This window comes from Psychrosphaera sp. (assembly GCF_982872775.1).
Genome location: NZ_CEYNSH010000001.1, coordinates 96,734 through 121,998, shown reverse-complemented (window position 1 = coordinate 121,998; position 25,265 = coordinate 96,734). Strand labels below are relative to the sequence as shown.

26 protein-coding genes are annotated in these 25,265 nt (G+C 41.4%); 16 read left to right on the top strand and 10 right to left on the bottom strand.

The window, feature by feature from the left end:
- The first annotated feature begins 4 nt into the window (after positions 1–4).
- On the top strand, positions 5–1,345 hold the full coding sequence (locus AC4E96_RS00600; RefSeq protein ID WP_490254585.1) for an ATP-binding protein: 1,341 nt from the start codon (positions 5–7) through the stop codon (positions 1,343–1,345).
- A 40-nt stretch (positions 1,346–1,385) separates the two neighbouring features.
- On the top strand, positions 1,386–1,796 hold the full coding sequence (locus tag AC4E96_RS00595) for a hypothetical protein (RefSeq protein ID WP_488031989.1): 411 nt from the start codon (positions 1,386–1,388) through the stop codon (positions 1,794–1,796).
- Between the two features lie 82 nt (positions 1,797–1,878).
- Here AC4E96_RS00595 and AC4E96_RS00590 read toward each other — a convergent pair whose 3' ends face one another.
- Positions 1,879–2,481, bottom strand: a complete 603-nt coding sequence (locus AC4E96_RS00590; RefSeq protein ID WP_488031990.1) for a DUF416 family protein — start codon at positions 2,479–2,481, stop codon at positions 1,879–1,881.
- A 68-nt stretch (positions 2,482–2,549) separates the two neighbouring features.
- Entirely contained in the window at positions 2,550–5,813 is a 3,264-nt protein-coding gene (locus AC4E96_RS00585) for a hypothetical protein (protein WP_490254584.1), read from the bottom strand.
- 149 nt (positions 5,814–5,962) lie between these two features.
- Here AC4E96_RS00585 and AC4E96_RS00580 point away from each other — a divergent pair, with 149 nt between their 5' ends.
- Complete coding sequence (locus AC4E96_RS00580; protein WP_488031992.1) at positions 5,963–6,343, top strand: DUF2721 domain-containing protein; 381 nt, start codon at positions 5,963–5,965, stop codon at positions 6,341–6,343.
- Between the two features lie 27 nt (positions 6,344–6,370).
- On the top strand, positions 6,371–7,075 hold the full coding sequence (locus AC4E96_RS00575) for a cobalamin B12-binding domain-containing protein (RefSeq protein ID WP_490254583.1): 705 nt from the start codon (positions 6,371–6,373) through the stop codon (positions 7,073–7,075).
- On the opposite strand, the gene AC4E96_RS00570 is transcribed toward AC4E96_RS00575, so the two are convergent.
- On the bottom strand, positions 7,041–9,110 hold the full coding sequence (locus AC4E96_RS00570) for a diguanylate cyclase domain-containing protein (RefSeq protein ID WP_490254582.1): 2,070 nt from the start codon (positions 9,108–9,110) through the stop codon (positions 7,041–7,043). The two genes, AC4E96_RS00575 and AC4E96_RS00570, sit on opposite strands and share 35 nt — an antisense overlap.
- Positions 9,111–9,302: 192 nt before the next feature.
- Positions 9,303–9,848 (bottom strand): oligoribonuclease, encoded by a 546-nt coding sequence (orn, locus tag AC4E96_RS00565; protein WP_488031995.1) that lies wholly within the window; start codon positions 9,846–9,848, stop codon positions 9,303–9,305.
- Positions 9,849–9,960: 112 nt separating this feature from the next.
- On the opposite strand from orn, the gene rsgA reads away from it, so the two are divergent.
- The 6 genes from rsgA (at position 9,961) to AC4E96_RS00535 (ending at position 16,008) form a co-directional block, all read left to right on the top strand.
- Positions 9,961–11,058, top strand: a complete 1,098-nt coding sequence (gene rsgA / locus AC4E96_RS00560; protein WP_488031996.1) for a small ribosomal subunit biogenesis GTPase RsgA — start codon at positions 9,961–9,963, stop codon at positions 11,056–11,058.
- A 67-nt stretch (positions 11,059–11,125) separates the two neighbouring features.
- On the top strand, positions 11,126–12,091 hold the full coding sequence (gene asd / locus AC4E96_RS00555; protein ID WP_490254581.1) for an archaetidylserine decarboxylase: 966 nt from the start codon (positions 11,126–11,128) through the stop codon (positions 12,089–12,091).
- Positions 12,092–12,094: 3 nt separating this feature from the next.
- Entirely contained in the window at positions 12,095–12,961 is an 867-nt protein-coding gene (locus tag AC4E96_RS00550; protein ID WP_490254580.1) for a DMT family transporter, read from the top strand.
- A gap of 94 nt (positions 12,962–13,055) precedes the next feature.
- A complete protein-coding gene (locus AC4E96_RS00545; RefSeq protein ID WP_490254579.1) occupies positions 13,056–13,763 on the top strand; it encodes a glycerophosphodiester phosphodiesterase in 708 nt (235 codons plus the stop codon).
- Positions 13,764–13,794: 31 nt separating this feature from the next.
- Positions 13,795–14,325, top strand: coding sequence for a hypothetical protein (locus AC4E96_RS00540; RefSeq protein ID WP_490254578.1), 531 nt, complete (start codon positions 13,795–13,797; stop codon positions 14,323–14,325).
- A gap of 24 nt (positions 14,326–14,349) precedes the next feature.
- Positions 14,350–16,008 (top strand): hybrid sensor histidine kinase/response regulator, encoded by a 1,659-nt coding sequence (locus tag AC4E96_RS00535; protein WP_490254577.1) that lies wholly within the window; start codon positions 14,350–14,352, stop codon positions 16,006–16,008.
- A 70-nt stretch (positions 16,009–16,078) separates the two neighbouring features.
- Here AC4E96_RS00535 and epmA read toward each other — a convergent pair whose 3' ends face one another.
- Together epmA and efp are read right to left on the bottom strand one after the other, a co-directional pair.
- The gene (gene epmA / locus AC4E96_RS00530; protein WP_490254576.1) at positions 16,079–17,062 is read right to left on the bottom strand and encodes an elongation factor P--(R)-beta-lysine ligase; all 984 of its coding nucleotides are present in this window, start codon (positions 17,060–17,062) and stop codon (positions 16,079–16,081) included.
- A gap of 123 nt (positions 17,063–17,185) precedes the next feature.
- Positions 17,186–17,755, bottom strand: a complete 570-nt coding sequence (gene efp, locus AC4E96_RS00525; protein ID WP_490254575.1) for an elongation factor P — start codon at positions 17,753–17,755, stop codon at positions 17,186–17,188.
- Between the two features lie 44 nt (positions 17,756–17,799).
- Here efp and epmB point away from each other — a divergent pair, with 44 nt between their 5' ends.
- Positions 17,800–18,918 (top strand): EF-P beta-lysylation protein EpmB, encoded by a 1,119-nt coding sequence (epmB, locus tag AC4E96_RS00520; RefSeq protein ID WP_490254574.1) that lies wholly within the window; start codon positions 17,800–17,802, stop codon positions 18,916–18,918.
- Between the two features lie 9 nt (positions 18,919–18,927).
- On the opposite strand, the gene AC4E96_RS00515 is transcribed toward epmB, so the two are convergent.
- Positions 18,928–19,137 carry a hypothetical protein gene (locus AC4E96_RS00515; protein WP_488032005.1) on the bottom strand — a complete coding sequence of 70 codons (210 nt, stop codon included), beginning with the start codon at positions 19,135–19,137 and terminating at the stop codon, positions 18,928–18,930.
- A 100-nt stretch (positions 19,138–19,237) separates the two neighbouring features.
- Here AC4E96_RS00515 and AC4E96_RS00510 point away from each other — a divergent pair, with 100 nt between their 5' ends.
- Entirely contained in the window at positions 19,238–19,552 is a 315-nt protein-coding gene (locus AC4E96_RS00510; RefSeq protein ID WP_488032006.1) for a prephenate dehydrogenase, read from the top strand.
- A gap of 176 nt (positions 19,553–19,728) precedes the next feature.
- Here AC4E96_RS00510 and AC4E96_RS00505 read toward each other — a convergent pair whose 3' ends face one another.
- On the bottom strand, positions 19,729–20,352 hold the full coding sequence (locus AC4E96_RS00505) for a dUTP diphosphatase (protein ID WP_490254573.1): 624 nt from the start codon (positions 20,350–20,352) through the stop codon (positions 19,729–19,731).
- 68 nt (positions 20,353–20,420) lie between these two features.
- Between AC4E96_RS00505 and AC4E96_RS00500 the strand changes: the two genes are divergently transcribed.
- Positions 20,421–21,062, top strand: a complete 642-nt coding sequence (locus tag AC4E96_RS00500; RefSeq protein WP_490254572.1) for a peptidylprolyl isomerase — start codon at positions 20,421–20,423, stop codon at positions 21,060–21,062.
- Between the two features lie 113 nt (positions 21,063–21,175).
- Here AC4E96_RS00500 and AC4E96_RS00495 read toward each other — a convergent pair whose 3' ends face one another.
- Positions 21,176–21,712: a DUF3016 domain-containing protein gene (locus AC4E96_RS00495; protein ID WP_488032009.1), complete on the bottom strand. Its 537-nt coding sequence runs from the start codon at positions 21,710–21,712 to the stop codon at positions 21,176–21,178.
- Positions 21,713–21,859: 147 nt separating this feature from the next.
- Here AC4E96_RS00495 and AC4E96_RS00490 point away from each other — a divergent pair, with 147 nt between their 5' ends.
- From AC4E96_RS00490 to AC4E96_RS00480, 3 genes are read left to right on the top strand one after another with little or no spacing between them, the layout of a single operon-like run.
- Positions 21,860–23,059 carry an MFS transporter gene (locus tag AC4E96_RS00490; protein ID WP_490254571.1) on the top strand — a complete coding sequence of 400 codons (1,200 nt, stop codon included), beginning with the start codon at positions 21,860–21,862 and terminating at the stop codon, positions 23,057–23,059.
- Between the two features lie 24 nt (positions 23,060–23,083).
- The gene (locus AC4E96_RS00485) at positions 23,084–24,448 is read left to right on the top strand and encodes an alanine/glycine:cation symporter family protein (RefSeq protein WP_490254570.1); all 1,365 of its coding nucleotides are present in this window, start codon (positions 23,084–23,086) and stop codon (positions 24,446–24,448) included.
- Between the two features lie 6 nt (positions 24,449–24,454).
- Positions 24,455–24,760 (top strand): hypothetical protein, encoded by a 306-nt coding sequence (locus tag AC4E96_RS00480; RefSeq protein WP_488032012.1) that lies wholly within the window; start codon positions 24,455–24,457, stop codon positions 24,758–24,760.
- A 28-nt stretch (positions 24,761–24,788) separates the two neighbouring features.
- Here AC4E96_RS00480 and AC4E96_RS00475 read toward each other — a convergent pair.
- Positions 24,789–25,265 (bottom strand): aldehyde dehydrogenase family protein (locus AC4E96_RS00475; protein ID WP_490254569.1); only part of this gene is annotated, 477 nt, incomplete at its 5' end.

Below are 25,265 nucleotides of genomic sequence, written 5' to 3'. Positions count from 1 at the left end.
ATCAGTGACCCGATTATTTATTAGTTTGTATTTCGCAATCACATTTGGCTTGGTTATCATCAATTTAAGTGGCGAATGGTTGTGGCAACTCTTGAGTGAATCGGAGTCACAAGCACCTTCAAAAGTTGAGCAGTCCATCACCAATATGGTCAGCGTTTACCAACATGTATATAAGTCCACATATCAAGCTCAAGGTGTCACACAAGCTCAGCAAACCTTACGTGAATTGTTAGAGGCTCAACCCCTGACTTATTCAATCGAGCCGAGTGTCAACTTTGCGTTTCTTACCGAGCAGCAAATCGCACTCAACGCAATGCAGCCTTTATTTTTGTATGTCTCCGAAACGACTGCGGAAGTATATATTCCCCTTGATGAACAACAGATATTAGTCCTCGGACCCATTGCGATTGCAGAACCAATTGCTCAGGCTTCTTGGTTAGCTATGACCCTCAAGCTTCTTGCCTATGGCTTGTTGGCACTTCTAATATTAGCGTGGAGTTATCCTTTGTGGCGTGACCTAAACACGTTGAAGGGTTATACCCATCGTATTTCTTCTGGTGACTTAGACATAAAAAATAAGCTCAAACCACATTCTATTGTCTTTCCACTTGGCCTTGCTTTTGAGAATATGGCTAGGCGAATTAGGGAGTTATTAGACTTTCAAAAACAAATGATGCAAGCCGTCAGTCATGACATTAGAACGCCACTGGCAAGACTCAAGTTTTCTTTGGCTATTGATGCACACTCTGAAAGCTCTAAGGCAAATATGCTTACGGACATTTCTGAAATAGAACAACTCGTAGAGGGAATGCTGACTTACGGTCGATTGGAAAGTGCGGAGCCTGACCTAAATATCGAGCGAGTCAATATGTACGAACTCGCGTCCAACCTAATCGAAAAGCTCAATCGAAACACTCACAAAATTTACGACGATAATTTAGCCGATAATGAAGTCATCAAAATCAACTTAAATTGCCCCGAATCACTCACTTGGGAATGCGATGGCTATTTAATTGAACGAGCATTACAAAACTTACTGACCAATGCTCAACGTCATGCCACTTCCACAGTCTTACTCACCTTGGAAGTTAAGAATAAGTCACTCGTTATGACCGTTGCAGATGACGGCTGTGGTATTCCAGAAGATCAAATGGAAAGAATATTTACTCCTTTTGCTCGTATCGATTCGAGTCGAAATAAAAACAGTGGCGGCTTTGGGTTGGGGCTTGCCATCGTTAATAAAATCACTCACTGGCACGATGGCCATATTACCGTCAAAAACAGTACCTGTTTTGAGTCGGGAGAAAGTAAAACCACTGGCGCAACGTTTATTATTTCATTATAGTTCCTTGATAAGGAAAAATATTCATCAAGGAAGTGCTAAGATGTTTGAGCAACTCAATGAATGGCAGTCGACCCTGATTGTGTTATTGCTAGTATTTATACTTTTAAATATCTGGTTTGAGCGCCACCGTCGTGCTAACAAGCCAGAGTACGCATTTACTGACAAAGGTGCGTTCGTTAAATTAAAATTCTCACCTAGCTATCAAGTTTTTACGACTCACGTCACAAAAATCCCCAAAAACAAAGTCAGTAAAATTCAACGAAATAGTGACTCGCTGTCACTGTGTTACGAGAGCGGCCATTCAGTTGACCTGTGGGTTACGGGAACGTGGCTACAAGACTTGTTTGATGAGGCATGTTTTTTGTTTCCAGAAGCGGATATTGAAGAGCATCAACGCCGGACTCCAAATCAGAATCTAAAGCCCGGTAGCCAGGTTGTGGTGAATTCTTAACTATCACTCACAAGCGCAATAACGAAGTCGATGTCATTTTGAACGGATGCCGTTACAAAATGAGCAGACGCCAACGCCTGTGTTATTCGACTTCAATGCCTATGTTACTCGCGCCATCTTCGAAGGCTTTTTCCAAGGCTTGTCGCTTAACCTCTGATGCAGACAGTTTTTTAAAGTTAATTGTCTCTACGTAATCGATATAGTCAGTTAAAAGAGCAACCTCACGTTGCATGAGTTCATGCTCACGTATTGCTGTATTATCAAGTTCTTGTTCACCCGCTTGATATTCAATCAAATGAACAATGCTACCTTGTGACACTTTAGCAATCGCAACGGCGTCGTATTCTTCTTCGTTTTGCTCACCAGCAATGTAAGTAAGTAACCCGGTACAAAAATAAATAGCTGGATAAACACCATACATGTCGTAAGCGTTTTCATCTGGGGTCAGGGTTTCGACTTTTTCTTCCAGTGCAGCAAAGTTAAGTTTGGCACCATGTACAAGTAATCGCTCCCACAAGTTACTCATAATGTTGTCAATTTGATATGGCTGTGGAAACTCAGTTACGGCCACAAATAATTGGTAGTTAGGAAGCATTCTATGAAGCAGCATTAAAGACAATACTGCTTGTTGTTTTTTGGATAATGCGCGAATTCGTTGAAAGTTGTTAGCCTTAGTTTGGCTCATATCACACCGCTTTTTCTTGAATTAAATCGTTAAAATCTGACTTTAGCAGTGTAGTACAACTTGCTGAATTAGTTTTGTTGTTCTGCCAGCTGCTGTTGGGCAAAATTGAATTTTAACCGATACTCAGTGACCTGGCTCTCTAATTCTGAAACTTTTTCATCTAAATCAGCTTTTAATTGATTATTTTCCATTCTCAATTGCTGAATCACGGTTCGGGCATGGTTAATTTCGGCTTCAGCCACCAGCTCAGTCTCTTCAATATGACCTTGTTTAAAGCCTTCCAATTCATCCCGGAACTGCTCTTCCATTTCTTTAGTCAGGTTGAGTTCGTGAGTCAGCTGCGCATTTTCATCTTTGAGCTTACGAAGCTCGTCTTGCGTGACATGTAAGTTTTGTTGGCATTCTACCAAGTCTTCATCAACCGCATTAAGTTGCTCAGACGTATCTTTCAATCGAACCTTCATTTGTTCGTATTCGACTCTAAATGACGCTGTTTGAAGCTGAATTTCTTCAATTCGCTCGGTCAGCTCTCGGTTTGTCTGATAGAGCTGATCGTTTTGCTCGCTACCCGATTGTTGCGCGGCACTGAGTTGTTCCTGCAGTGACTCAGCTTTGTGCTCCGCATACATCAAACGCTCTTCTAAATCGGCTTTTTGAGTGCGCAATACTTTGAGCTCGGCGTTAATTCGCTCGATCTGTCCTTCTACAGCAGAACTTTCTGATTGTTCTTTTTGCTTTTTAGCGAGTTGAGCAGCAAGCTTTTCTATCTCTTGTTGCGCCAACGTCAACTCAGACTGTGATTTTTCCAGTAGTTGTTGTGCCTCGACTTCTGTTACTTCGCTTAGTTTTACTTGTTCTTTTAAGTGCTCATTTGTCTTTTGTAGACTTTGCTCTTGCTCTTTGACCCCTTCTAACTGCGCAGTTAAATTATTAATACTTAGTAATAATTCACTATTTTCGTTAGATTGTTGCTCCAAGTCGGCAAGTAATTTTTCGACCTGCTCTGATTCAGTTTTCGACTGTCGTTCAATCGATGCTTCGAGCGCTCGAACCTGCGTTTCGTGCTGTGACTTAGCCTCAGCCAATTGCTGTTCCAATGATTGAACTTGTGTATCGTGCTGCGACTTAGCCTCAGCCAATTGCTGTTCTAGCTCTGACTGAGTGGACTCTAATTGGCGGTTTAGGTTTTCATTTTGTTTGGTTAAAGAGGCATTAACGTCATTAACATCTTGAAGCTGACTCTTAACTCTCTCAATTTCAGCGCTTGAGGCCTTAGATGTCGCCTGATTATTAGACCGACTTTCTTCTAATTCTCGCGACATCGTTTCATTTTCAGCAGTTAAGGATGCTAGGCGTTCTTCTAGTTTTGCAATTACGTTCGCTTGTTGCTCTTTATCTGATAGTAAAGAAGCGTTGCTCGAAGTTAGTGTAGCGTTTGCTTGTTCAAGCGTGTCAACCTTAGAGGTTAACTCTGTGTTAGTTTGTGTTAACTGCTCAACGTTAGACGATAGCTCAGCAGTTACTTGCTCGAGCGTGTCGACCTTTGAGGTTAACTCTGAGTTAGTTTGTGTTAACTGCTCGACGTTAGAGGATAGCTCCGTGTTTTCCTGTTCGAGTTTCTTAATGTTTGAAACTAGTTCTGTGTTAGCTTCTTCTTGTGTTTCCACCTTGAAAGCTAGTTCTGAATTAGTACTTTCCTGCGCAGACACTTGCGCTTCTAATTCAGCTTTGCGGCCTTCAAGCATTTCTACTTTTGATGCAAACCCAGAGTTAGATTGTTCGAGCACTTCTAGCTTTTTAGTTAGCTCATTATTTTCTTTCTCTTTTCGCTCTAATTCTTCCGTATGTTTTGCTTCGGCTTCTTCTAACTTTTGTTCATGCTCAACGATCAATTGCTTAACTTGCTCAGATTGAGAAGCTTTGCCTTGTTCCAATTTTGCTTCTAACGATTCAACTCTCTGTTGTTGCTCTTCAAGAGAGTCGGTAAGCGACGCTATTTGGGCTTCGGCTTCTTCTCGTAGGTTAACCTGTTGAGAAAGTTCGCTTTTGTTTTTCTCTAACTCATCATTGAGTCTGTTCAATTCGTCAGAATGCTGCTCTTGAAGTTGAGACTGTTTTTCATCAGCGGCTTGTTGGTTATCCTGTATCTCTTGCTCTAACTCACTTATTCTAACTTTTGTTGCTTTTAACTCTAAACGGCTTGCATCTAATAAATCTGAGAATTGTTGGCGCTGTTCTGACGCTGCTTCATAATGCTCTTGAATTTCTTTTAATGAGTCATTTAGCGCTGAGGTTTCTTGTTGGTGCGATTCTATTTGTTGATCAATTGTTTGGTTTAATGAAGAGATCTGTTGTTCAAATTCCGCTTTTGTTGATTCTGCTTTTGATTCAATACGGGACATTGACGCTAATAATTCATCGTGGCTGACTTGCAAATGTTGCAATTTGGTTGTCGCACCTTCGGTAGCAATTTTTTGCTCGTCAATATCAAACTGAAGGTTTTTATTTTTCTCTTCTAGCTTTAACAGTTCAACTTCTTTATCTTGCAAAAGGTGATTAATTTCAGAGTTGGCCGTTTCTGCCCCTTGAAACTTTAACTTGTACTCAATTACGTCTTGAGATTTTTCTTCCAGTTTGTGCTCTAAGCTATCGACCTTTTCTGTTAGTGCCTGATTTAATTGCTGTAAATCCGCACATTCAATGGCCATTTTATCAATATCACGCTTAAACCCTTCTAATTGGGCTTGTTGCTCCTTTACGGTTTTCTCCGCTGCACTGGCATCCGCAAGCGCTTGTTCTTTGTCTTTCAGCAATTGCTCCGCATTACTAAGCTCTAATTGTTGGCTTTGGAGTGTTTCTTGGAGCGTTTTTATTTCTGATTGATACTGTTGAGACGAGTCTTTTGAGGCATTTTCGAGTTGTTCGAGCTGCTGGTTTACTTCTAAAAGTTGGCGCTCGGTTGTTTCAAGTTGAGCAAGTTTGCTAGCATCGAGTTGTAAGGCTTCTATTGAGTCTTTTAAATCACTGATTTCAGTCATTAGCTGACTCATTGATAAGTCTTTTGCCAGTAATTGCTCGGACAAATATTCAGCCTCTTGTTCCGAGTCTTTTAATTTGGTTTTGAGATGCTCAATGTCTTCATCTTCAACGGGCAGACCACTTTTTAGCTTGTCCATTTGCTCTTCTTGCCACGTCAAGTGTTGTGACAGGTCGAGCAACGCATCTTCCGCCTCCTGCTTCTCGGCTTCTATCACGGCAAGCTGCTTTTGAAGACGAGCAATTTCGTCCTCTAAGTCCACTTGCTTCTTTTTATCCAATTTGTTTACCGCCAAGGGTCGCTCTCCATAACAGACTCGACATATTTACAAAGAGAATACCAACTTTTCTTATGAAAAATAACTACTTTTTGAGCAAATTAAATTTGATTATCAATTAAAATTAGGAGTATCCTTTTTACCTAATCCAGTAAAACTGAGTGACTATGACACTAACGACACCTGCGTTGCTTTTTCCTGCCATTTCTTTATTACTTTTGGCTTATACCAATCGATTTTTGGTACTAGCCCAACTCATACGTGAATTAAATCAGCGCAATAATTCTGGTTTGGAAGTCGTGGTCAAAAGACAGATAACTAATTTGCGACGTCGTATTCACTTAATTCGTTCGATGCAAACGGCCGGAGTGATTAGCTTTCTGTTATGCACATTAGCCATGCTGTCTTTATTTTTTGAGCTCACAGATCTTGGTTCTGTCATGTTTGGCCTTAGCTTATTAGCGCTAGTAGCCTCACTTTTAATGTCGCTGTACGAAGTGCGGATTAGTTGTAGAGCCATCGAAATTGAACTTGAGTCTATGCAATAGTTAACGGTTCTGGATAAAGGTGATAATGTGAAAGAAGCATCCAACCTAGAGCTTTCAACAAAAGAAACGCAACAAAAGTTTCTTGCCGCTATCTTAAAACCAGATCTCACCGAAGCATTAACTATCTGTCACAACTTTATCGTTTCTCAATCTGATATCAGTATCTTCTGGGAAGACATCATCAAACCAAGCCTATATGAGGTTGGGCTAAAATGGGAACGGGGCGAAATAGTTCATCAACAAGAACACCTGGCGACTTCAATTTGCTCACGCGTTATCAATGAATACGATCCACTGGCAAGCTCAATTGCTAATACTCAGCGACGAATTTTAATCACCTGTAGCACATTTGAAAAGCATACGGTTGGCATACGTATGTTACATCAGCTACTCAAAATCAATGGTATTAATAGCACACTAAAGTTGTGTACACCGGTTGATGCACAGGACATCTGTACAGAACTTGAATACGAAAGATACGATGCTGTTCTGTTCTCTACAACCATGTATGAAAATATCATTCATACAGAACATTTGATCAAGAATGTGCGTGAAAATACTGGACTGGAAAATATACCTTTTTTAATTTCTGGTGGACAAGCATTTAAAAATATTCAAGTTAATACTGCCAAAGTCGTGCAACGTATGTTTGGGCACAGTCATGCTGACCTATATATGTTTACCGCTGCCGAACTCATCACATTTTTGACTGAGGAAAGGGCGTCACGGTAGAGTCCTCTAAATCACGTGGCTTGCAACTGTGGTGTAACTCACACGCACTACGCCCTTCAGACTTCACTTTGTACATAGCTTCATCTGCGAACGCCAATAACTCCTCTTTATTTAATGAGCTATCTGGGAAGACACTAATTCCAATACTGGTGCCTACTTTTACTTTCGCCGGACCGATATCAATTGCCGTTTCAACTTGATGTCGAAGCTTTTGAGCAAGAATAACTAGTTGTTGAGGACTTTGTATGTCTGGTGCAATAATTACAAATTCGTCGCCTCCCACACGTGCCACGGTATCACTTTCGCGCACAGACTCCTTTAACCGTGTAGCGATGACTCGAATCACCAAATCACCAGAGGCGTGACCATATTCATCATTAATTGGTTTAAAGTGATCTAAGTCTACAAACATAACACCCACTTTGTGACGATTACGCTTGGCGTTGTTAATTGCGGACTCGAGTCGGTCGCTAGCTAATAACATCTTCGGTAAATCCGTTAAACTATCGTGCAACGCTAAATGCTCTAGCTTTCTTTGATAGTTTACTTTTTCTGTTACATCGTTGATAACTAACAAATATAGTTGTTCGGTTGCATGGTCAAGTCGAGTGAGTGTCAATGATGCAATAATTTCAGCGTGGTTTTTACGATTTATGGTGACTTGTTTGGGTTGTATTTGCTGTCCAGAGTCTGGTTCATTTAGAAACTTATATACCAAGCCCATAATCAAATATTGGTCGTGCTCGTTTAATAACAGATTAATATTTTTACCAATTAACTCTTTGCTTTCAAAGCCGGCCATTTTTTCCATTGACGGATTTGCTTTTAAAATTACTCCGTGGCTGTCTATGATAAGGACCCCCTCAAGTATTGCCTCTAACACAAACTCTTGGTTGAGGTTGGCGCTATTAAGTGCCACGCGCATCCGATCTGCCAACGCATTGATCGACTGCCCCAAAGTGTCTAATTCGACTAAACCGGTTGTTGTTTCTATTCGTGTCTTATTACTCGTTAAAATCTTATTTGTCGTTGTAACCACTTTGTCAAAAGGGGCCAATATCCTAATACTTAAAAAGTAACTTAGAACCCAGACCAAAATAATCAATAACCCAGCAGACATCCAGGCATAAACTTTTAAATCTTCTACAAGAGTGAAGGCATCACGTTTGTCGTACTTTATAATGTAAGCCAAGCCAAAATCAGACAGCTGTTCGACAAGTCCAACAACTTCAACACCCCGATAATCAATAAACTCTCTTAACTGTCGTTGTTCATTCACGCTTATAATCGAAAACGGATTTAGACCAACGTTAACGTCACGCCTGCCTTCTGAGAAACGAGGCGGCACGAGTACCTTTGCTTTACCTTGGCGATTAGGTAAATACATCAAAACTATCTCTTGGCTTTTTGAAAGCGAAGTCGGAGATTCGATTGTAGAGGTGATAGAGGACAAATGTGACTCAATAATAAGATATGCAACTACAAAACCATCGGGTAGATTGTTTTGATAAATAGGCTCAAAAGTCACTAAGCGAAAACCATCGTCCGCTTCCACAAATTGTACACCTATTGTTTGTTCTCCAAATTCTACCGTTCTAAAATTATTAGGGTTAATTACTGAGCGTAAACCAGCTTTATTTTCAGTCGTAGCTACAAGTTGATGCACATTACTGGTAATCGTAATATTGGCAATTTCATTGGATACAGCTTTAATTTCATTTAGATAATCAATCAATGCCACCCGGGCCTTACTATTTTCTTGCAATGAATCAGGAGTTGGTAACGCTGCCTTTAATAACTTTTTAAAGTTCGGTCTCGATTTAATAATGGAAGAGCGCTCAATATCTCGGTATATCGACTGGGTAATATGGGAATTAACTTGCTCGGAAACTTGCGATAAATGGTAAGAAACAAGCTCATTCAGATTGCTGGACACACGAAAATACTGAACACTGGCCATGACAACAAGTGAACAAAAAGCAGTTACTATCAAGCCGATAAAAAATTGGCCTCTCAGAGAGTTTCTTTGCAACATTGGTCTACCTATGACTGCCACATTCAATCGCAATCTTGTTATCCGGAATGCTCGAGCCACTGGGGCTCTGTACTTTAAGTGTAGACTCGGAGTGAATAAAATGAACGCTGGGGCTAAATTTTTTTATACAAAAAACGCATTAAAAAACCGCCATTAAGGCGGTTTGATATAAAAGCAGAGGTAGAATACTCGTTAGATAACAAAAAACTTATCTTTGTAACGTTTTAGCTCTTCAATACTCTCACGAATATCTTCAAGTGCTAAGTGGACACCCTTCTTCTTGTAGTTGTCTACCAGCTCTGGGTTCCAGCGACGAGCTAACTCTTTGACCGTGCTGACGTCGATGTTGCGATAATGGAAGAACTCTTCTAGGGTCAACATGTGAATGTGCATGAATCGGCGGTCTTGGCAGATACTATTACCACACATTGGTGACTTACCTGCTGGGACATAATCCTTTAGAAAATCAATGGTCATTTCGCATGCTTGCTGCTCAGTCACTGTGCTTTTGCGACAACGTTCCGTAAGACCGGACTTACCGTGTTGTGTGATACACCACTCGTCCATGTTATCCAAAATTTCATCCGGCTGATGAATGGCTATTTCTGGTCCCTCAGCTATGATGTTTAACTCACTGTCGGTAACAATGGTCGCAACTTCAAGCACTTTGTCATGACGAGGCTCCAAGCCAGTCATTTCCAAATCTACCCAAACCAGATTATTTTCGCTAAATGACATATAAAGGTCCTACTGATTCCTTTTTATCAAGGTCGGTTAAGTATACTATAACTGCATTGTTATTCTTTTTAACGACATTCACAAGTTTTAATAACTAAATCATAGAGCAAAAGTGGCAAAACAAAAGAAATTATCCAAATCTCAGACCCGTCGGATCAAAGCGAACCAATCGAAGCGCCTAGCTAAAGCTAAACGCGAAAAGTCGGCGAGCGACACGGTGGAAATTGAAGATCACTTACTTGGTGCACAACAATTTGGCCGAATCATTACTCGTTATGGCATGCATGCCGACGTCGAGATACAAGCCAATCCATCGACGGAAGACGATGAGTTACCTGAAATGAAGGTGGGTGATATCATCCGCTGTAACATTCGCCGTGCTGTCGACTCCTTGGTTTGTGGTGACATCGTCGTTTGGCGACCATACAAAATAAACAACGACGACTTTCAAGGTGTCATTGAAGCGGTTGAACCAAGAAGCAGTGAGTTCGTTCGTCCCGACTTTTATGATGGCCTTAAGCCAGTGGCCGCAAATATTGATCAAATATTAATTGTGTCAGCGTTATTACCTGATTTAACACCTAGTATTATCGACCGCTACTTGGTTGCTGTTGAACAACTTCATATCACCCCAATTATTTTGATCAATAAGATGGACTTGCTCAACGATGACAATGAATCGCTGGTTAATGACACAGTCAAACTCTATGAAAGTATTGGTTATAAAGTCGTTACTCTGTCTGCCAAGCAAGAAGAAGGCATCGAACAAATTCAAGCTTTGTTGGAAGGCCATACAAGTGTATTTGTCGGCCAAAGTGGTGTTGGCAAGTCATCATTGGTGAACGCCATCTTGCCTGAGGTAAACATTGAAACAAAACAGGTATCTGAAAACAGTCGCTTAGGTCAACATACAACCACGGCTTCTCGCTTTTATCGGTTGGAAAATGGCGGCGCGGTCATTGACTCTCCAGGTGTACGAGAATTTGCCATGTGGCACCTTAGTAAAGACGAAATTTTGGCTGGCTTCATAGAATTTACCGAGTTCGTAGGCTTGTGTAAGTTTAGAGATTGCAGCCACAAAAATGATCCAGGCTGTGCACTCAAGCAAGCGGTCAAAGATGGTAAAGTGACGGAGACTCGATATCAGAGCTATCTGCGGATACTGCAAACCGTTGATGATATAACCCTGCGTCATCAGCCAAAAGATTAAAAATAGTCTCATTTGTTAAGTATGTCGGGTACAATACCCGGCTCACAAAAAACTAAAGGTATTTAACGTGAAATTCGACAATTTAAAATTAGCCTTTCAATATGCCCTACCGAAGCACGGTGTTTCAAAATTAGTGGGTTATTTAGCTAAAGCAAAATTAGGCTTTGTTACTACGTTTTTTGTTAAAAGTTTTATTAAAGCTTACGACATCAATATGGCCGAAGCGAAACATTCGGACCCTAAGCACTTTGACACATTTAACGACTTCTTTACCCGTGAACTTGCCGATGGTGTACGTCCTCTCGTTGATGGCGAAAATGACGTTGCTCACCCAGTTGATGGCGCAGTAAGCCAGCTTGGTCCAATCGAAACAGACCGTTTGGTACAGGCCAAAAACCACTATTACACCACGCTAGAGTTATTAGGTGGCTACGAAGACCTAGCAGAACAGTTTGTTGATGGTGACTTTGCCTGTATTTATTTAGCTCCAAGTGATTACCACCGCCTTCATATGCCGCTTGATGGTCAATTGACGGACATGGTTTATGTGCCTGGTGAAGCATTTTCAGTTAACCCATTAACAGCGCAAAACGTACCAAATCTATTTGCTCGCAACGAACGTGTTGTTGCTATGTTTGACACCAAAGTGGGCCCGATGGCCATGGTATTGGTTGGTGCAACGATTGTTCGCAGCATTGAAACTGTTTGGGCAGGAGAAATTACTCCACCGCGCGGCAAAGATGTAACGCGCTGGAACTACCCAAGTGAAGGCGACAAAGCGGTCTTTTTAGAAAAAGGCGCCGAAATGGGTCGCTTCAAACTAGGCTCAACGGTTGTTTGTCTATTTGGTAAAGACGCGATTAAGTTTAAAGAGGACTTAGAAGCTGGTAGCACAACACGTATGGGTGAGCTGTTTGCCACTATCAAAGACCCGGCTGAAAACAACGCAGAAGATAAAGCCGAAGATCAGGCCGTAGAGGAGCCTGTAGAGAAAAATGACGATCAAGAGTCGTCTGAAAAACCTCAGTCTTAGTCCATGTCTGGATTATTACAACTTCACCTAGGAGTATTGCTCCTAGGTGGCGCTGGCCTTTTTGCCAAACTCATCGATTTACCCGCTCTTGATATCATTGGTTATCGCGGCATTCTTTCTGCTGTGTTTTTGGCCTTAGTTTTGTACTTTGGTAAACATTCTCTCAAAATTACTTCACTTCGTGACGCCAAAGTTGCTCTCATTATTGGCCTCTTAGCTGCTGCTCACTGGGTAACCTACTTTTACAGTATTCAAGTTACAACGGTTGCAACAGCGATGCTGGCCTTGTTTACCTATCCGATGATGACAGTATTTCTGGAGCCTATCTTTAGAAAAACCCTTCCCGACTTAAAAGATGTTCTTTTAGGTTTAGCGGTTCTGTTGGGAGTAGCCATGTTATTCCCAGACCTGTGGTTTGGTGATGAGTCATTATCTGATGAATATTTAATAGGTGTCGGAGCTGGCTTAGTGTCAGCGTTTTGTTTTGCGCTTAGAAACGTCTTAGTGCAACACAAATTTGGTCACTACAATGGCGGCCAATCGATGTTCTTCCAGTTTGTAATCACTGGTTTGTTACTGATTCCGTTTATCAATGTTCCAGTGACTGATTTGACCTTTGATAGCATTTGGAAGCTGGTATTGTTTTCTGTGTTCTTCTCTGCCGCAGCACACGCTCTATTTGTCTCTGCAATTGGTCACACCGGTGCTAAAACAGCGTCACTGGTTGCTTGTTTACAACCAGTCTACGGAATTTGTTTTGCGTTACTCATTCTTGATGAAGTGCCAGCTCTTGCTACTATTGGTGGTGGAACCATTATTTTAGCGGCAGCCATTTATGAGACGCGAGCAAGTAAAAAGCGCGCCAATTAAAAAAGCTCTGCTACCTTCTAAATTGAACTTAATGGGGCAGTTTTAAGTACACCAATACTTACCGCCCTTAACGAGTATGGAGTAATCGTCCGTTATGCTCATTTTTGCCCACCGTGGCGAGTCTGCTTTACATCCCGAAAATACCCAAACTGCCATTTCTCATTGTAATGATGAGGGCATGCATGGGTTGGAAATAGACCTATTCGAAACTCCCAATGACTTTGTTATTTTTCACGACCGCTGGTTAACGCGTTTACTCAATATCGATAAACACGTTACAAGTTTGAGCGAGTATGATTTGGATGTCATAAAGGGAAATGACGGTTTATCGATTCCGAACTTAGAATGGTTAATTCGCTATTGTGCGCCCTTTAAATTCATCTTAAACATTGAACTCAAGGGGTTAAAATCTGTAACAAAATTTGAATCTGAGCTATCAAGACTTTGTAAAAAATACGACTTTGATATGAACCGTATCATTGTCTCGTCCTTTAACCATCACTACCTCAAGCAATTATCTACGCTATTACCAAGTCTAAAACTTGGCCTACTACTCGCCATCAACCCGATTGATATCAACAGTTTACTTAATGATTTTCCGATTTATAGTGTGCATTTAGATATGGACTGTATAGAACCGTCTATAATTAACCGCATTCACCAAGAAAACAAAAAAGTATTTGTTTTTACTATAGATCATGCCGATGAGATCGAGTGGCTATTAAACAACGGCGTCGATGGAATTTTTGCAAATCATCCTCGTCAGGCATTTAATATCGTCCAGCAACTCACCTTGCCTTAACGGTATGACGATACATGTAAGGATGGCCAACATGACAATCGACCTAACCGAAAACCTATCAAGCTCAGATAGTTTGTGCTTTCGTTCTGAAACTGCAAAATTGCTCGCCTTAAACGTCGCCCAAATACATTCAGGGCTGCATGAAGGTGACAGTTCTATCGAACAACTCGGTGACTCATTTCAAAATCTAGCCAAGTTTTGTATGCATGTACAAAATAGTGAAAACAGTGATGAAGCCACTAAATCTTATGCTAAAGAAGTATTGGCACAAGTGGATAATGCGATTGTTTCCTTTCAATTTTATGATCGCCTAACCCAGCGCCTCGCTCATGTGCAGGACAATTTAAGTTTATTATCTGAGCTCTTAAGTGATGAAAATCGAATCGACGACAGTGACGACTGGCGAATATTGAGAGATAAAATCAAAGCTAGCTATACCATAGAGACTGAACTAGAAATGCACAATGCAATTATGAATGGCTCAAGTATTGATGATGCTCTAAAGTTATTTAAAGACAAGTTAAAAGAAGCAAACGAAGACGACTCAATTGAGTTTTTCTAATCCATATAGGTGACAGCGCATTAAATGAAAACTGCTCCTCTACACCCTCAAGAAAAACAACGGCTAAAAAAGCTGTACGACTATGACGTACTAGATACCGAAGCAGAACAAGTCTTTGATGATTTGACAAGACTCGCATCTGAGATATGTGGCACCCCAATTTCGTTGATCAGTCTTGTTGACCCCGACCGCCAATGGTTTAAGAGTAAAGTAGGTCTTGATGCTGATGAAACCGATCGTGAAATTGCTTTCTGCTCTCATGCCATATTAGAAGACAAAATCTTTGAGGTTAGTGACGCGAGTAAAGATGAGCGCTTTCATGATAACCCACTCGTCACCGACAATCCTGATATCCGCTTTTATGCTGGTATGCCTCTTAATACACCAGATGGACTTCCAATAGGCACACTTTGTGTTATTGATACTAAACCCAAAACTTTGAATAAACACCAGAGACGCGCGTTGGAAATATTGAGTCGAGAAGTCATTGGTCAACTCGAACTCAGACTCAAAACCAAACGATTAGAAAAAGCGGTTCAATTTAAAACCGAATTTTTATCCAATATGTCACATGAAATACGAACGCCATTGAATGCAATCATTGGTTTTTGTGATGTTTTACTCGCTGACGCTGATAAGTATTTGACCGGTCCTACTGCCAAGCAATATTTAAACAATATTGATTTTAGCGGTAAACACTTGCTGAGTATGATCAACGACGTGTTGGATTTAGGAAAAATCGAAGCTGGCAAAATGGAGCTGAATCCAAAGCTCGTTGATTTAAAAGACACGATGGAAAATTTGGTTGATATGCTTAGAGTGAAGGCACAACAAAGTGGTATTGAGTTAACCTTTGAGTACGATAACCCTTATGATCCAAGGCTATTTCTTGATGCTGGAAAATTTTCTCAAGTTGTCATCAACATTGTTAACAATGCGATTAAATTTTCTCACCTAAAGTCAGAAGTCAAAGTGCAACTGCAGGTTAAAGAGCAAATTTTTACGGTTAAAGTCATTGACCAAGGAATTGGCATAAGCAAAGAAGACTTACCCCATGTATTTGATAAATATTATCAAGTCGGTCGAAAAGACGCTTTGGGAACGGGATTAGGACTAAGCATTACCATGGGGCTCGTTGAGTTAATGGGTGGTGATCTATTTATGGATAGTGAGGAAGGTAAGGGAACAACAGTAGAGGTGCAGTTACCTAGGACTATCAGCCAAAACGGAGAGTCGTGCCAGTCGCTAGATTCGAATCAAAGCTCTCCTGACCTGCCCCTTACAGAATCAGAGCTCAAAGCTAACACTCAAGGTTTACGCATTTTGGTAGTGGAAGACAATAAGATAAACCAAGCGCTGATCAACGCTATGCTCAATAAGTTTGGTTGTGATATTACCATCGTTGAGAATGGCACCGATGGCGTCACGGCTGGTACTTCTAATAAGTTCGACCTTATTCTAATGGACATTAACTTACCTGATATCTCTGGAATTGATGCGGCCAAACAAATCAAACAAAATGCCACCAGCCAAGGTCAGCCTGAACCACTGATTATTTCACTTTCTGCTGACGTATTTATAGATGACTCTGACAAAGTATTTTCAGATTACTTAACTAAACCCGTAACTTTAGTCGCTCTTATGGGCGCACTGAATAGTGCATTAAAGCAAAAGAAAAATTAACGTCACAGTCAGTAATGTTTAAATTAAGGCCAGGAAGCTCTGCTACCTTGCCTTAATTGTATAATTGTAATTACGCATTGTCCGTATTAAAGCTAATCACATCATCAATGTGGGATGCCTGCATCGCACACATGATTAACCGGTCTATGCCTAAGGCAACACCACTGCATTGTGGCAGACCTTTTTTGAGTGCAGCGATAAAGTACTGATCTATCGGCCGACTTGGTTTGTTGAGTTGTTCTCGTTTGTGATTGTCTTGTTCAAATCTTTGTAATTGCTCTTTGTGATCTTGCAACTCAAAAAAGCCGTTGGCTAACTCGACACCTTCGAAGTACAACTCAAAGCGGTGAGCAACAGCCGGATTCGCATTATTTAACTTAGCTAATGATGCCTGTGAGGCTGGAAAGTCATAAACAAAACAAGGGACGTTATTACCGTCTTGCTCAAGCCCCAGAGTTGGCTCAATCTGAGTACTGAACAGCCACTGCAACAAGGTATCGACATCGGTCTCCGCCTTAATCCACTCATCGTCGTGATAATTTAATGCAACGTGTTTTAAAGACTCGAGTGATGCAGTAAGAGGGTCAATATTGAGTTGTTGAATAAATACCTGCTGATAACTGACCCTTTTAACGCGATCTATTGGTAATACTGTTTGCACTAAATCTGCGACTTCATCCATCAGTTGATGATCGTCATAGTCCGGGCGGTACCACTCAAGCATAGTAAACTCTGGATTATGATACCGACCTAACGCTTCGTTTCTAAATGCTTTACTAATTTGGAAAATAGGACCTGAACCCGCAGCTAATAATCGTTTCATGGCAAATTCGGGTGACGTTTGTAAATACAAACTGGTCGATTCATTTGATTTACTGCTGTGCTCAAACTCAGTTACAAATGGGTCTAAATGAACGTCTGTCACCGTGCCATTACTCAATAGCGGCGTTTCGACTTCGAGGACCTCCCGAGACTCAAAAAACTCGCGGATAGTTTTAATGATACTCGCTCTTGTTTTTAAAGCAGCGATAGTTGCGGTTGGTTTCCAGCTCATATTTTTTAACCATTAGATAGAGAAAAGCCGGAGTAAATCACTCCGGCTTCTGAATAAACGTTCGTACAGATTATAGTGTACTTTGTTTATATGCCTGCGGGTCAAAATCAGGCAATGGCACAGTTATTTTTGCGCACGACCTACGTATTCACCAGTACGAGTATCAACACGTACTACCTCACCAATTTGAACAAACAGTGGTACTCGAACAACCGCACCTGTTGTTAATGTTGCAGGTTTACCACCTGTACCAGCTGTATCACCTTTAAGGCCTGGGTCTGTGTCAGTGATTTCTAGCTCAACGAAGTTAGGTGGCGCAACTGAAATTGGGTTACCATTCCACAAAGTAAGAGTACAGACGTCGTTTTCAACTAACCACTTAACGCTATCAGCAACGGCTTTTTCGTCTGCAGCGATTTGCTCAAACGTGTCATTATTCATAAAATGCCAGAATTCGCCGTCTGAGTATAAGTATGCTAAGTCGATATCCATTACGTCAGCGCCTTCAACTGATTCGCCTGACTTAAATGTTTTCTCTAATACTTTACCGCTGACTAGCTTACGAATCTTAACGCGATTGAAGGCTTGGCCTTTACCAGGTTTTACGATTTCGTTTTCTAAAATGTTGCAAGGCTCGCCGTCGATCATTAGTTTTAGGCCAGCTTTAAATTGGTTAGTGCTGAATGAAGCCATGTCATCCTCTGAAATAAATTAATACCAAAATATAAGTGATACGAATGATACAACAAGCAAACGTTTCTGTTGAGTCCCAAAGCCAAAAAGAATGGCAAAAAGAATTGAAACAAAGTTATTCTCGATTGTCTGACTTATATCAGGCGCTTGATTTGATGGACGTTTATCAAGAGGAAGATGAACAGGCACGGCAACTCTTTTCGATGCGAGTACCACGACCATTTGTAAAACTAATGAAAAAAGGCGACCCAAACGACCCATTATTGTTACAGGTAAAGCCGTCTATACAAGAGTTTGCCTCCTTGCCCGGATATGTCTCCGATCCTCTCGAAGAACACGAGGCCGCCCTACCAGGCTTGTTACACAAATACAAAACACGTGTATTAATCATGTTTAAAACCGGCTGTGCAGTCAATTGCCGGTATTGTTTTAGACGTCATTTTCCATATGAAGACAACTCTGTTAATAAAAAGCAGTTGTTGGCCCATATAGATTACATTCGCGCGAATAAAGACATTAACGAAGTAATTTTAAGCGGCGGTGATCCGTTAATGGCTAAAGACGATCATATCGCATGGTTTTTGGAACAACTCAATGACATCGCTCACGTGACTCGACTTCGCATTCACTCAAGGCTGCCAGTTGTTATTCCTTCGCGACTCACCGAGTCACTTATTCACACTCTGGCGTCGAGTCGATTAAACGTCGTTATGGTGTATCACATCAATCACGCCAATGAAATTTCAGTTGAACTACAGGCGGCGAACCAAAAACTCAGAGCGGCCCAAGTCACGGTATTAAACCAAGCCGTTTTACTCAAAGGAGTTAATGACAACCTGAAAGCCCAAGTTGACTTGCACGAGCGTTGTTTTGATGCCGGTATTTTACCTTACTACCTACATGTCTTTGACAAGGTGGATGGCGCAACGCACTTTGATATCGAACCGACCCTAGCCGCCGAACCGCCCCTTGAACAAGGCCCTAAAATAAGAGAGCAGCAAAGCAGCCAACAGCAAACCGGGGAAATCAGTGAAAAAGTGAATGATCGAAAAGCGTGGCTTTTACATCAAGATATGTTGAAGGCGTTACCTGGGTTTTTAGTGCCTAAATTGGTGAGAGAAATAGGTGGAGAGGAGAGTAAAACTCCTATCCACCCATTTTAGTAGATTTGGCTAAACCGTAATATTAATGGTTTGGCCAATAAGACTTCCTGTACTGCCTACTGCCGGTGTCGGTGCAGAGAGTTGCGCGGTTGACGCTAACAACTGTAACGCAGCCTGTCCCTGCAGCTCTTGTGCATTTTTGGCGAGATTAGCCGCAAGTGCTTCTCCGCCTTCCATTGCATTGGTACTAGGGTTAAACCCCGAAGATGAAACGAACACAGACTTCTCCTGGTTGTTTATTTCTAGGTTTGCTTTGTTGGTTTGACTTAATCAGTTAAACTAACACCCATTGTTATCGGCAAGCCTGGAAACTTCTGAAGTGGAAACTTTAATCAATAGTCTAGAAGACAACTTAAAAGAACTGTATCGCAAAGCCATCGATGCAGACTCACAAATCGACGCCCTAAAAGCACAAGGTCATGGCAAGTTTGAAACTATTTTCAAAAACAACTCGCCATTTGACGTCGAAGCCAAAAAATTCATGCCTTACCTTGAAGAAACGGCTGAGCAAATTTTGACAATCAAAAACTCAAACTTAACGCCGTCAGGTCAAAAAGACCAAATTGAAGCTGTCGTTAAGAAGCTACACTTGTTACACACAACATTAGCGGAATTTAAACAAGCCGTTAAATAGTCGTGTGCCGGCTCATCGTTTTTTTATAAAAATGGCTTTAAATAAATAAAACAAAAAGCGCTCATTAGTTATGCTAACGAGCGCTTTTATTTTACCAATAGGATTAATAGTTAAATCTAACCGCTAAATTAAGCTGGGTACGCCGCTTTTAGACCTTGATAAATCTAACCGCTAAATTAAGCTGGGTACGCCGCTTTTAGACCTTGATAAACCAAATCTTTAAACTCTGCTGATGACGCATCAGTTTGACGCAATACATCCATCAGGACTTCATTGTCTTCTTTGCCATTCCATACCTTGATGTATTCACCCGTTTTGTAACCGTGGTCTTGACGGAAAAAGTTAAGCACGTTTTTACCAACGTAGTGACGGAATAACTCATCAAAACTTAACTCTGTTTGCTCCATTAGCGCGGCAAATGTTGCTACATCAAAGCCTTTTGTTGCTAAGGTATTCGCTACCATCTGTTCAATGGTTTCAGCAAAGCTCTCCGCTGCCTTTGGTGATGCTAGCTCAGTTTCAATTTCACTTGCGATTGTCTCAACGCTTTGCCCAGTCACTAATCGAGCGCTTAAGCCGAAGTGAAAAATATCAATCAGCTCTAAATGAACTTGCTCGATATCTGGTTGTTGGTGTTTCCACCATTTCCAACCGTAATGGTCCAGCATTTCTGCCAATTCAACCCAGATTGCTCGGTGCCACTCAAACCCTTGTTCACGCCACTCTGGGTGAACTTTGGTATTCATGTCGTTTTGCATTGTTAGCATGGTAAGAATTTGTTGTTGCATGTTAGCGCTCATCAATATTTATTTTTTGAAATCATATCAGAACTGATTACACTGTTGGCAAAAAATTAAAGGGGATATGTGTGCTAAATTTAAAAACATGGGTGGCGCTTTTTACTGCCGCAGCATTAAGTGCCTGTGGGTCTGGTAGTGATGACTCAAATTCAAATTCTATTGATACTGACCCTGTCGCGGCGATTGATACAAAACGCGGCGGCTATGTTTGTTTCGAGATGACCACCTCAATGGGTAATATCGAGCTTGCACTTGATAGAAGAAACGCGCCGCTTACGACCCAAAACTTTAGAGAGTATGCGGCGGTTGGCTTTTACGACGGATTGATTTTTCATCGAGTCATCGACGGCTTCATGATCCAAGGCGGTGGCTTCGAACCTGGCTTGGGTGTCCGAGAAACTAACCCTTCGATTAAAAACGAATCAACCAATGGATTAAAAAATTACCGTGGCCGAATCGCAATGGCTCGTACTTCCGCACCTGACTCCGCTACGTCTCAATTTTTTATCAATACCGTCGATAACCACTTTCTGAATCAAGAACAAGCCTCTGATGGTGTTGGTTATGCGGTATTTGGCGGCGTTATAAAAGGCATGGACATCGTTGATGCTATCGCAAAAGTCGAAACCGGTGCGGTAGGCGGTATGCAAGATGTACCAGTGGAAGATGTCGTTATAGAGTCAGTAAGAGAAATGAGCTGTCCAAGCTAATCATATAAATAAGCCCTCATCAAAAACCGAGGGCTTATTTTTTTGACCGAGTTATTAGCAAGTATTCACACTAATCACTGGTTAAGGTAAGTATAAAAGAAATTTGCTTGGAGTTATTCTCCTGACATGACATCGTCTTGGCGGTCTTTGTACTGCGCCAGTTTTTCCGACAAGTCATTTCGGAACCATTCTTTTAACATACGCTTTTCATACTTGTAGGCTCGGGTTGTTGAGATAACACCGCCGCGATTCATAAAGCCCATGTCTTTCAATTCGACCGATTCTGAAATGATCTTATCTTGACCTTTTTTAACTACAACATCGAAATTCAGTTGCGGCCAGTGCAAGTTTGAAACCTCACGAATTTCTCTTGTCATATCAAAATCGTATTTAACATCACCCGCTAGGTTTACATCGGTAAAGGTCATTTCGACTCGAATATCTTCAGGTAAGTCTTTGGCTAATTTGGTTATATATTTCTCGAAGTTACTAAAAAGACGTTCGCGAAAGTGCTTTTTGTGCTCATTGGCAGGTTTAATATCGCGAAAATCGTCTGGGTTCTGCCAATCGACTTTGGCCTCACCGGCAAACGTGTGGTTACTAAATGACGCTATCGCTGCGATTAAAGTAATAACTAATGCGTTTTTCATCGCTCTCTCCTAGTGTCTAATTCTTTTTAAGTTTAGTATAACTACTCAATAGTTGGCAGATTTAATATGACACTTTTTAACCAAAATAACTATGCCTACATTGCAACTAACAAAATCGATAGCTAACGATAGTTCTAGGAAATTACATTGAATATACAATTACATAAGAACGTTTGGGTCCTTATGCTTGCGCAAGCGCTAATGGGGTCCGTTGGCCCTGTTATTGTTTTTGTTGGCGGCTTTGTCGGCTTGAAGCTCGCTCCTTCTGCAACGTTAGCAACACTTCCTGTCGCTTGTATGATCGTCGGTATTGCCCTTTGGATTCAGCCGACCGTAAAAGTGATGGCAAAACTGGGCCGCAAGAAAACATTTTTGATAGCCTCGATTTGGGGTTTGTTTAACGCATTGTTTACTGGTTTTGCCATCTATTTAGAAAACTTCTGGTTGTTCTGTGCGGCAATTTTAAATTTTGGTTTTATGATAGCGTCCAACCAACAGTTTCGATTCGCAGCGATGGAGTCGGTAGATAAAGACCTCGCCAGCAAAGCCATTTCGACCATGCTCATTGCGGGTTTAGTCGCGGCCTTTGTTGGACCTGAGATTGCTTATTTAGGTAAAGACTTGTTTGATGTTGAGTTTGTTGGCTCCTTCGTTTTGGTGTCTTTATTATTTATTCCTGCTTTTTTACTTTTGACTCGCTACCAAACTGTTCATTTTGATCAAGCCGAACTTGATGGGCCGGTAAGACCTGTGTCGACTATTGCTAAACAGCCTGTATTTATCGCAGCTATCGCCTGTGCCACCATCGCGTTTAGTGTAATGAGTTTTATTATGACGGCGACACCGATTTCTATGCATGTCCACAGTCATTTCGATATTGCCCAAACGAAGTGGGTAATTCAAAGTCATATTATCGCTATGTATTTACCGTCGTTTTTTACTGGTGCGCTAATTGCCCGATTTGGTCACGCCAAAATCTTAACCAGTGGCATCTTAGTCTTATTAATTTGCTTAATGATCGGATTTATGGGGCAACAGTATGTTCATTACTGGTTCTCATTGGTACTGTTAGGTGTAGGTTGGAATTTTATGTTTGTTGCGGCCACAGCATTACTACCAGCGAGTTATGAACCGAGCGAACGTCTCAAGGTGCAAGGCATTAACGACTTGGTGATGTTTTCTTGTCAGGCTATTGCCTCATTATCAGCTGGTCTGGTAATCAAATCCTTCGGGTGGAATATCATGTTAAGCATGTGTATTCCTCTTTTGTTATTGGCGGCATGGACCATTTTTGTCTGGCGTCAAAACGAAAAACACAATAAAACAGCTGCTAAAGCTGAACAATAAAAACAAAAAGAATAGGTATTAATAATGGAATGGCTCATAGAAGCAACCGCTGCATTTTCTAATTTTGTCTGGGGCATGCCAATGATTGTTTGGCTTGTTGGAGGCGGATTATTTTTCTCTTTTTACTCCAGACTTATCCCGTTTCGTTACTTGTCTCATGGTATTAGCCTATTGACGGGCAAGCACGATAAAGAGTCAGAAAAAGGCGACTTAACCCATGCCCAAGCTTTATCTGCAGCATTAGCTGGTACAGTCGGTATGGGTAACATTGCCGGTGTTGCATTAGCGATTACCGCCGGTGGTCCAGGCGCGGTATTCTGGATGTGGCTTACCGCCCTTTTAGGTGTTTCGACCAAGTTTTTCACGTGTACTTTAGGTGTCATGTTTAGAAAAACCGATAAGGACGGTAACGTTCATGGTGGTCCAATGTACGTCATCATGGAAGGCTTAGGTAAACGCTGGAAACCCCTTGCGTTGCTGTTTGCATTTGCTGGCTTATTCGGCACGATTCCATCTTTTCAAGCCAACCAGTTAACTGCGGCATTTAGAGAAGAATTAGTACCAGATAGCTGGGTTGCCGATCCAATGTTGTTTAATTCTATTGTCGCAGTGATTATTACCGTCATCGTTGCAGCCGTTATTTTAGGTGGCTTAAAACGCGTTGCTTACGTCACAAGTCGACTCGTGCCATTAATGGCCATCAGTTACTTCCTAATGACGCTAGCTGTCCTATTTAACCATGCAAGTGAAGTCCCAGCGCTTATCTCGAGTATTTTCGTTCAAGCGTTCAAAGCCGAAGCTATCTCAGGTGGTTTATTAGGCGTCATCATCATTGGTGTTTCTCGTGGTGTGTTCTCCAACGAAGCCGGTATCGGTACTGAAGTATTGGCTCATGGTGCAGTGAAAACCGATGAACCCATCCGTGAAGGCCTAGTGGGTATGTTAGGGCCAATGGTAGATACATTAATCATTTGTACTTGTACCGCTTTGGTTATTCTTGCTTCTGGTATGTGGCAAGATGTAGAGGGCGTAAAAGGCGTCGAATTAACGATGCAAGTATTTGGTCAAGAGCTTGGGTTGATTGGCCAAGTCCTACTAGCCATTCAGATTTTATTTTTAGCTGCGTCTACTATGTTTACCTATTGGTACTACGGTGAAAAATGTTTTGCATTCATGGTAGGTCAAGAACGTGCTCACCTATACAAGTGGTTCTATTTGTTCTCAATTGTTGCGGGTTGTATCGTGACTTTAGATGTGATCTTTAACTTCATGATTGGCATGTATGGCCTAATGGCGATTCCAACTATGTTGTCAGCATTTATCTTGGCACCTAAAGTAAAAGAAGCGGCTGGAGTTTATTTTGCCAAGTTGGATCAGCAAAAAGGTTAAGCAACTGTGAATAAGGGCTTGTTTGTTATCATTGGCTTGTTTGGGCTCGCGGCGGCAGCGGTATACTTCTGGGAGGTCAACGTGAATGATTTTACTCCTGGAGAGTACGAGCCCAAATACGTTCAATGTGAAAATGTATACGTGCGTAAAAGCCCTCATCCTTGTAATGCCGGAGACTTGATTTACATTGATAAAGACGTGGCCGATAAATACTGTTCAGATAATATTATTGCAACGTTTGAGGACAGTGTGTATTGCCAATACAACGGCTTTAGAGATGACTTAGCGGAAATAACCAAGCGCAATAAATAGTGCGCTTGGTTTTTAATTGGCTGTTGTTTTAAAGTTTGCCAACCAACTTAAACAGCTTTTTCTTAAGTGATGTATAAGGTGCATATCGAATCGGAGCATCCGCAAAAAAGCTACGGTGCATGATTGGCTTAAGGTGACTGAATGTCTCAAAGCCCCACTTACCGTGATAAGCCCCCATTCCTGAGTTACCGACACCACCAAATGGCAATTCTGGGTTCACCATAAAGATGACCGCATCATTAATACATAAGGTACCCGCGCTGGTTTGTTGGCTCACAGCGTCAATATTCCTCTGGTTTTTACTAAACATGTACATGGCCAGTGGCTTTTCTCGCTCTTTGATAAATCGAATCGCTTCGCTCATGGTATCGACTTCAATGATTGGCAATACTGGCCCAAAGATTTCATCTTGCATGACACCACTGTCTAATTGTGGATTGAGTAATAACGTTGGCTCAATGAATTTTTGGTTTTCGTCACTTTTACCACCGTGAATAACGTAATC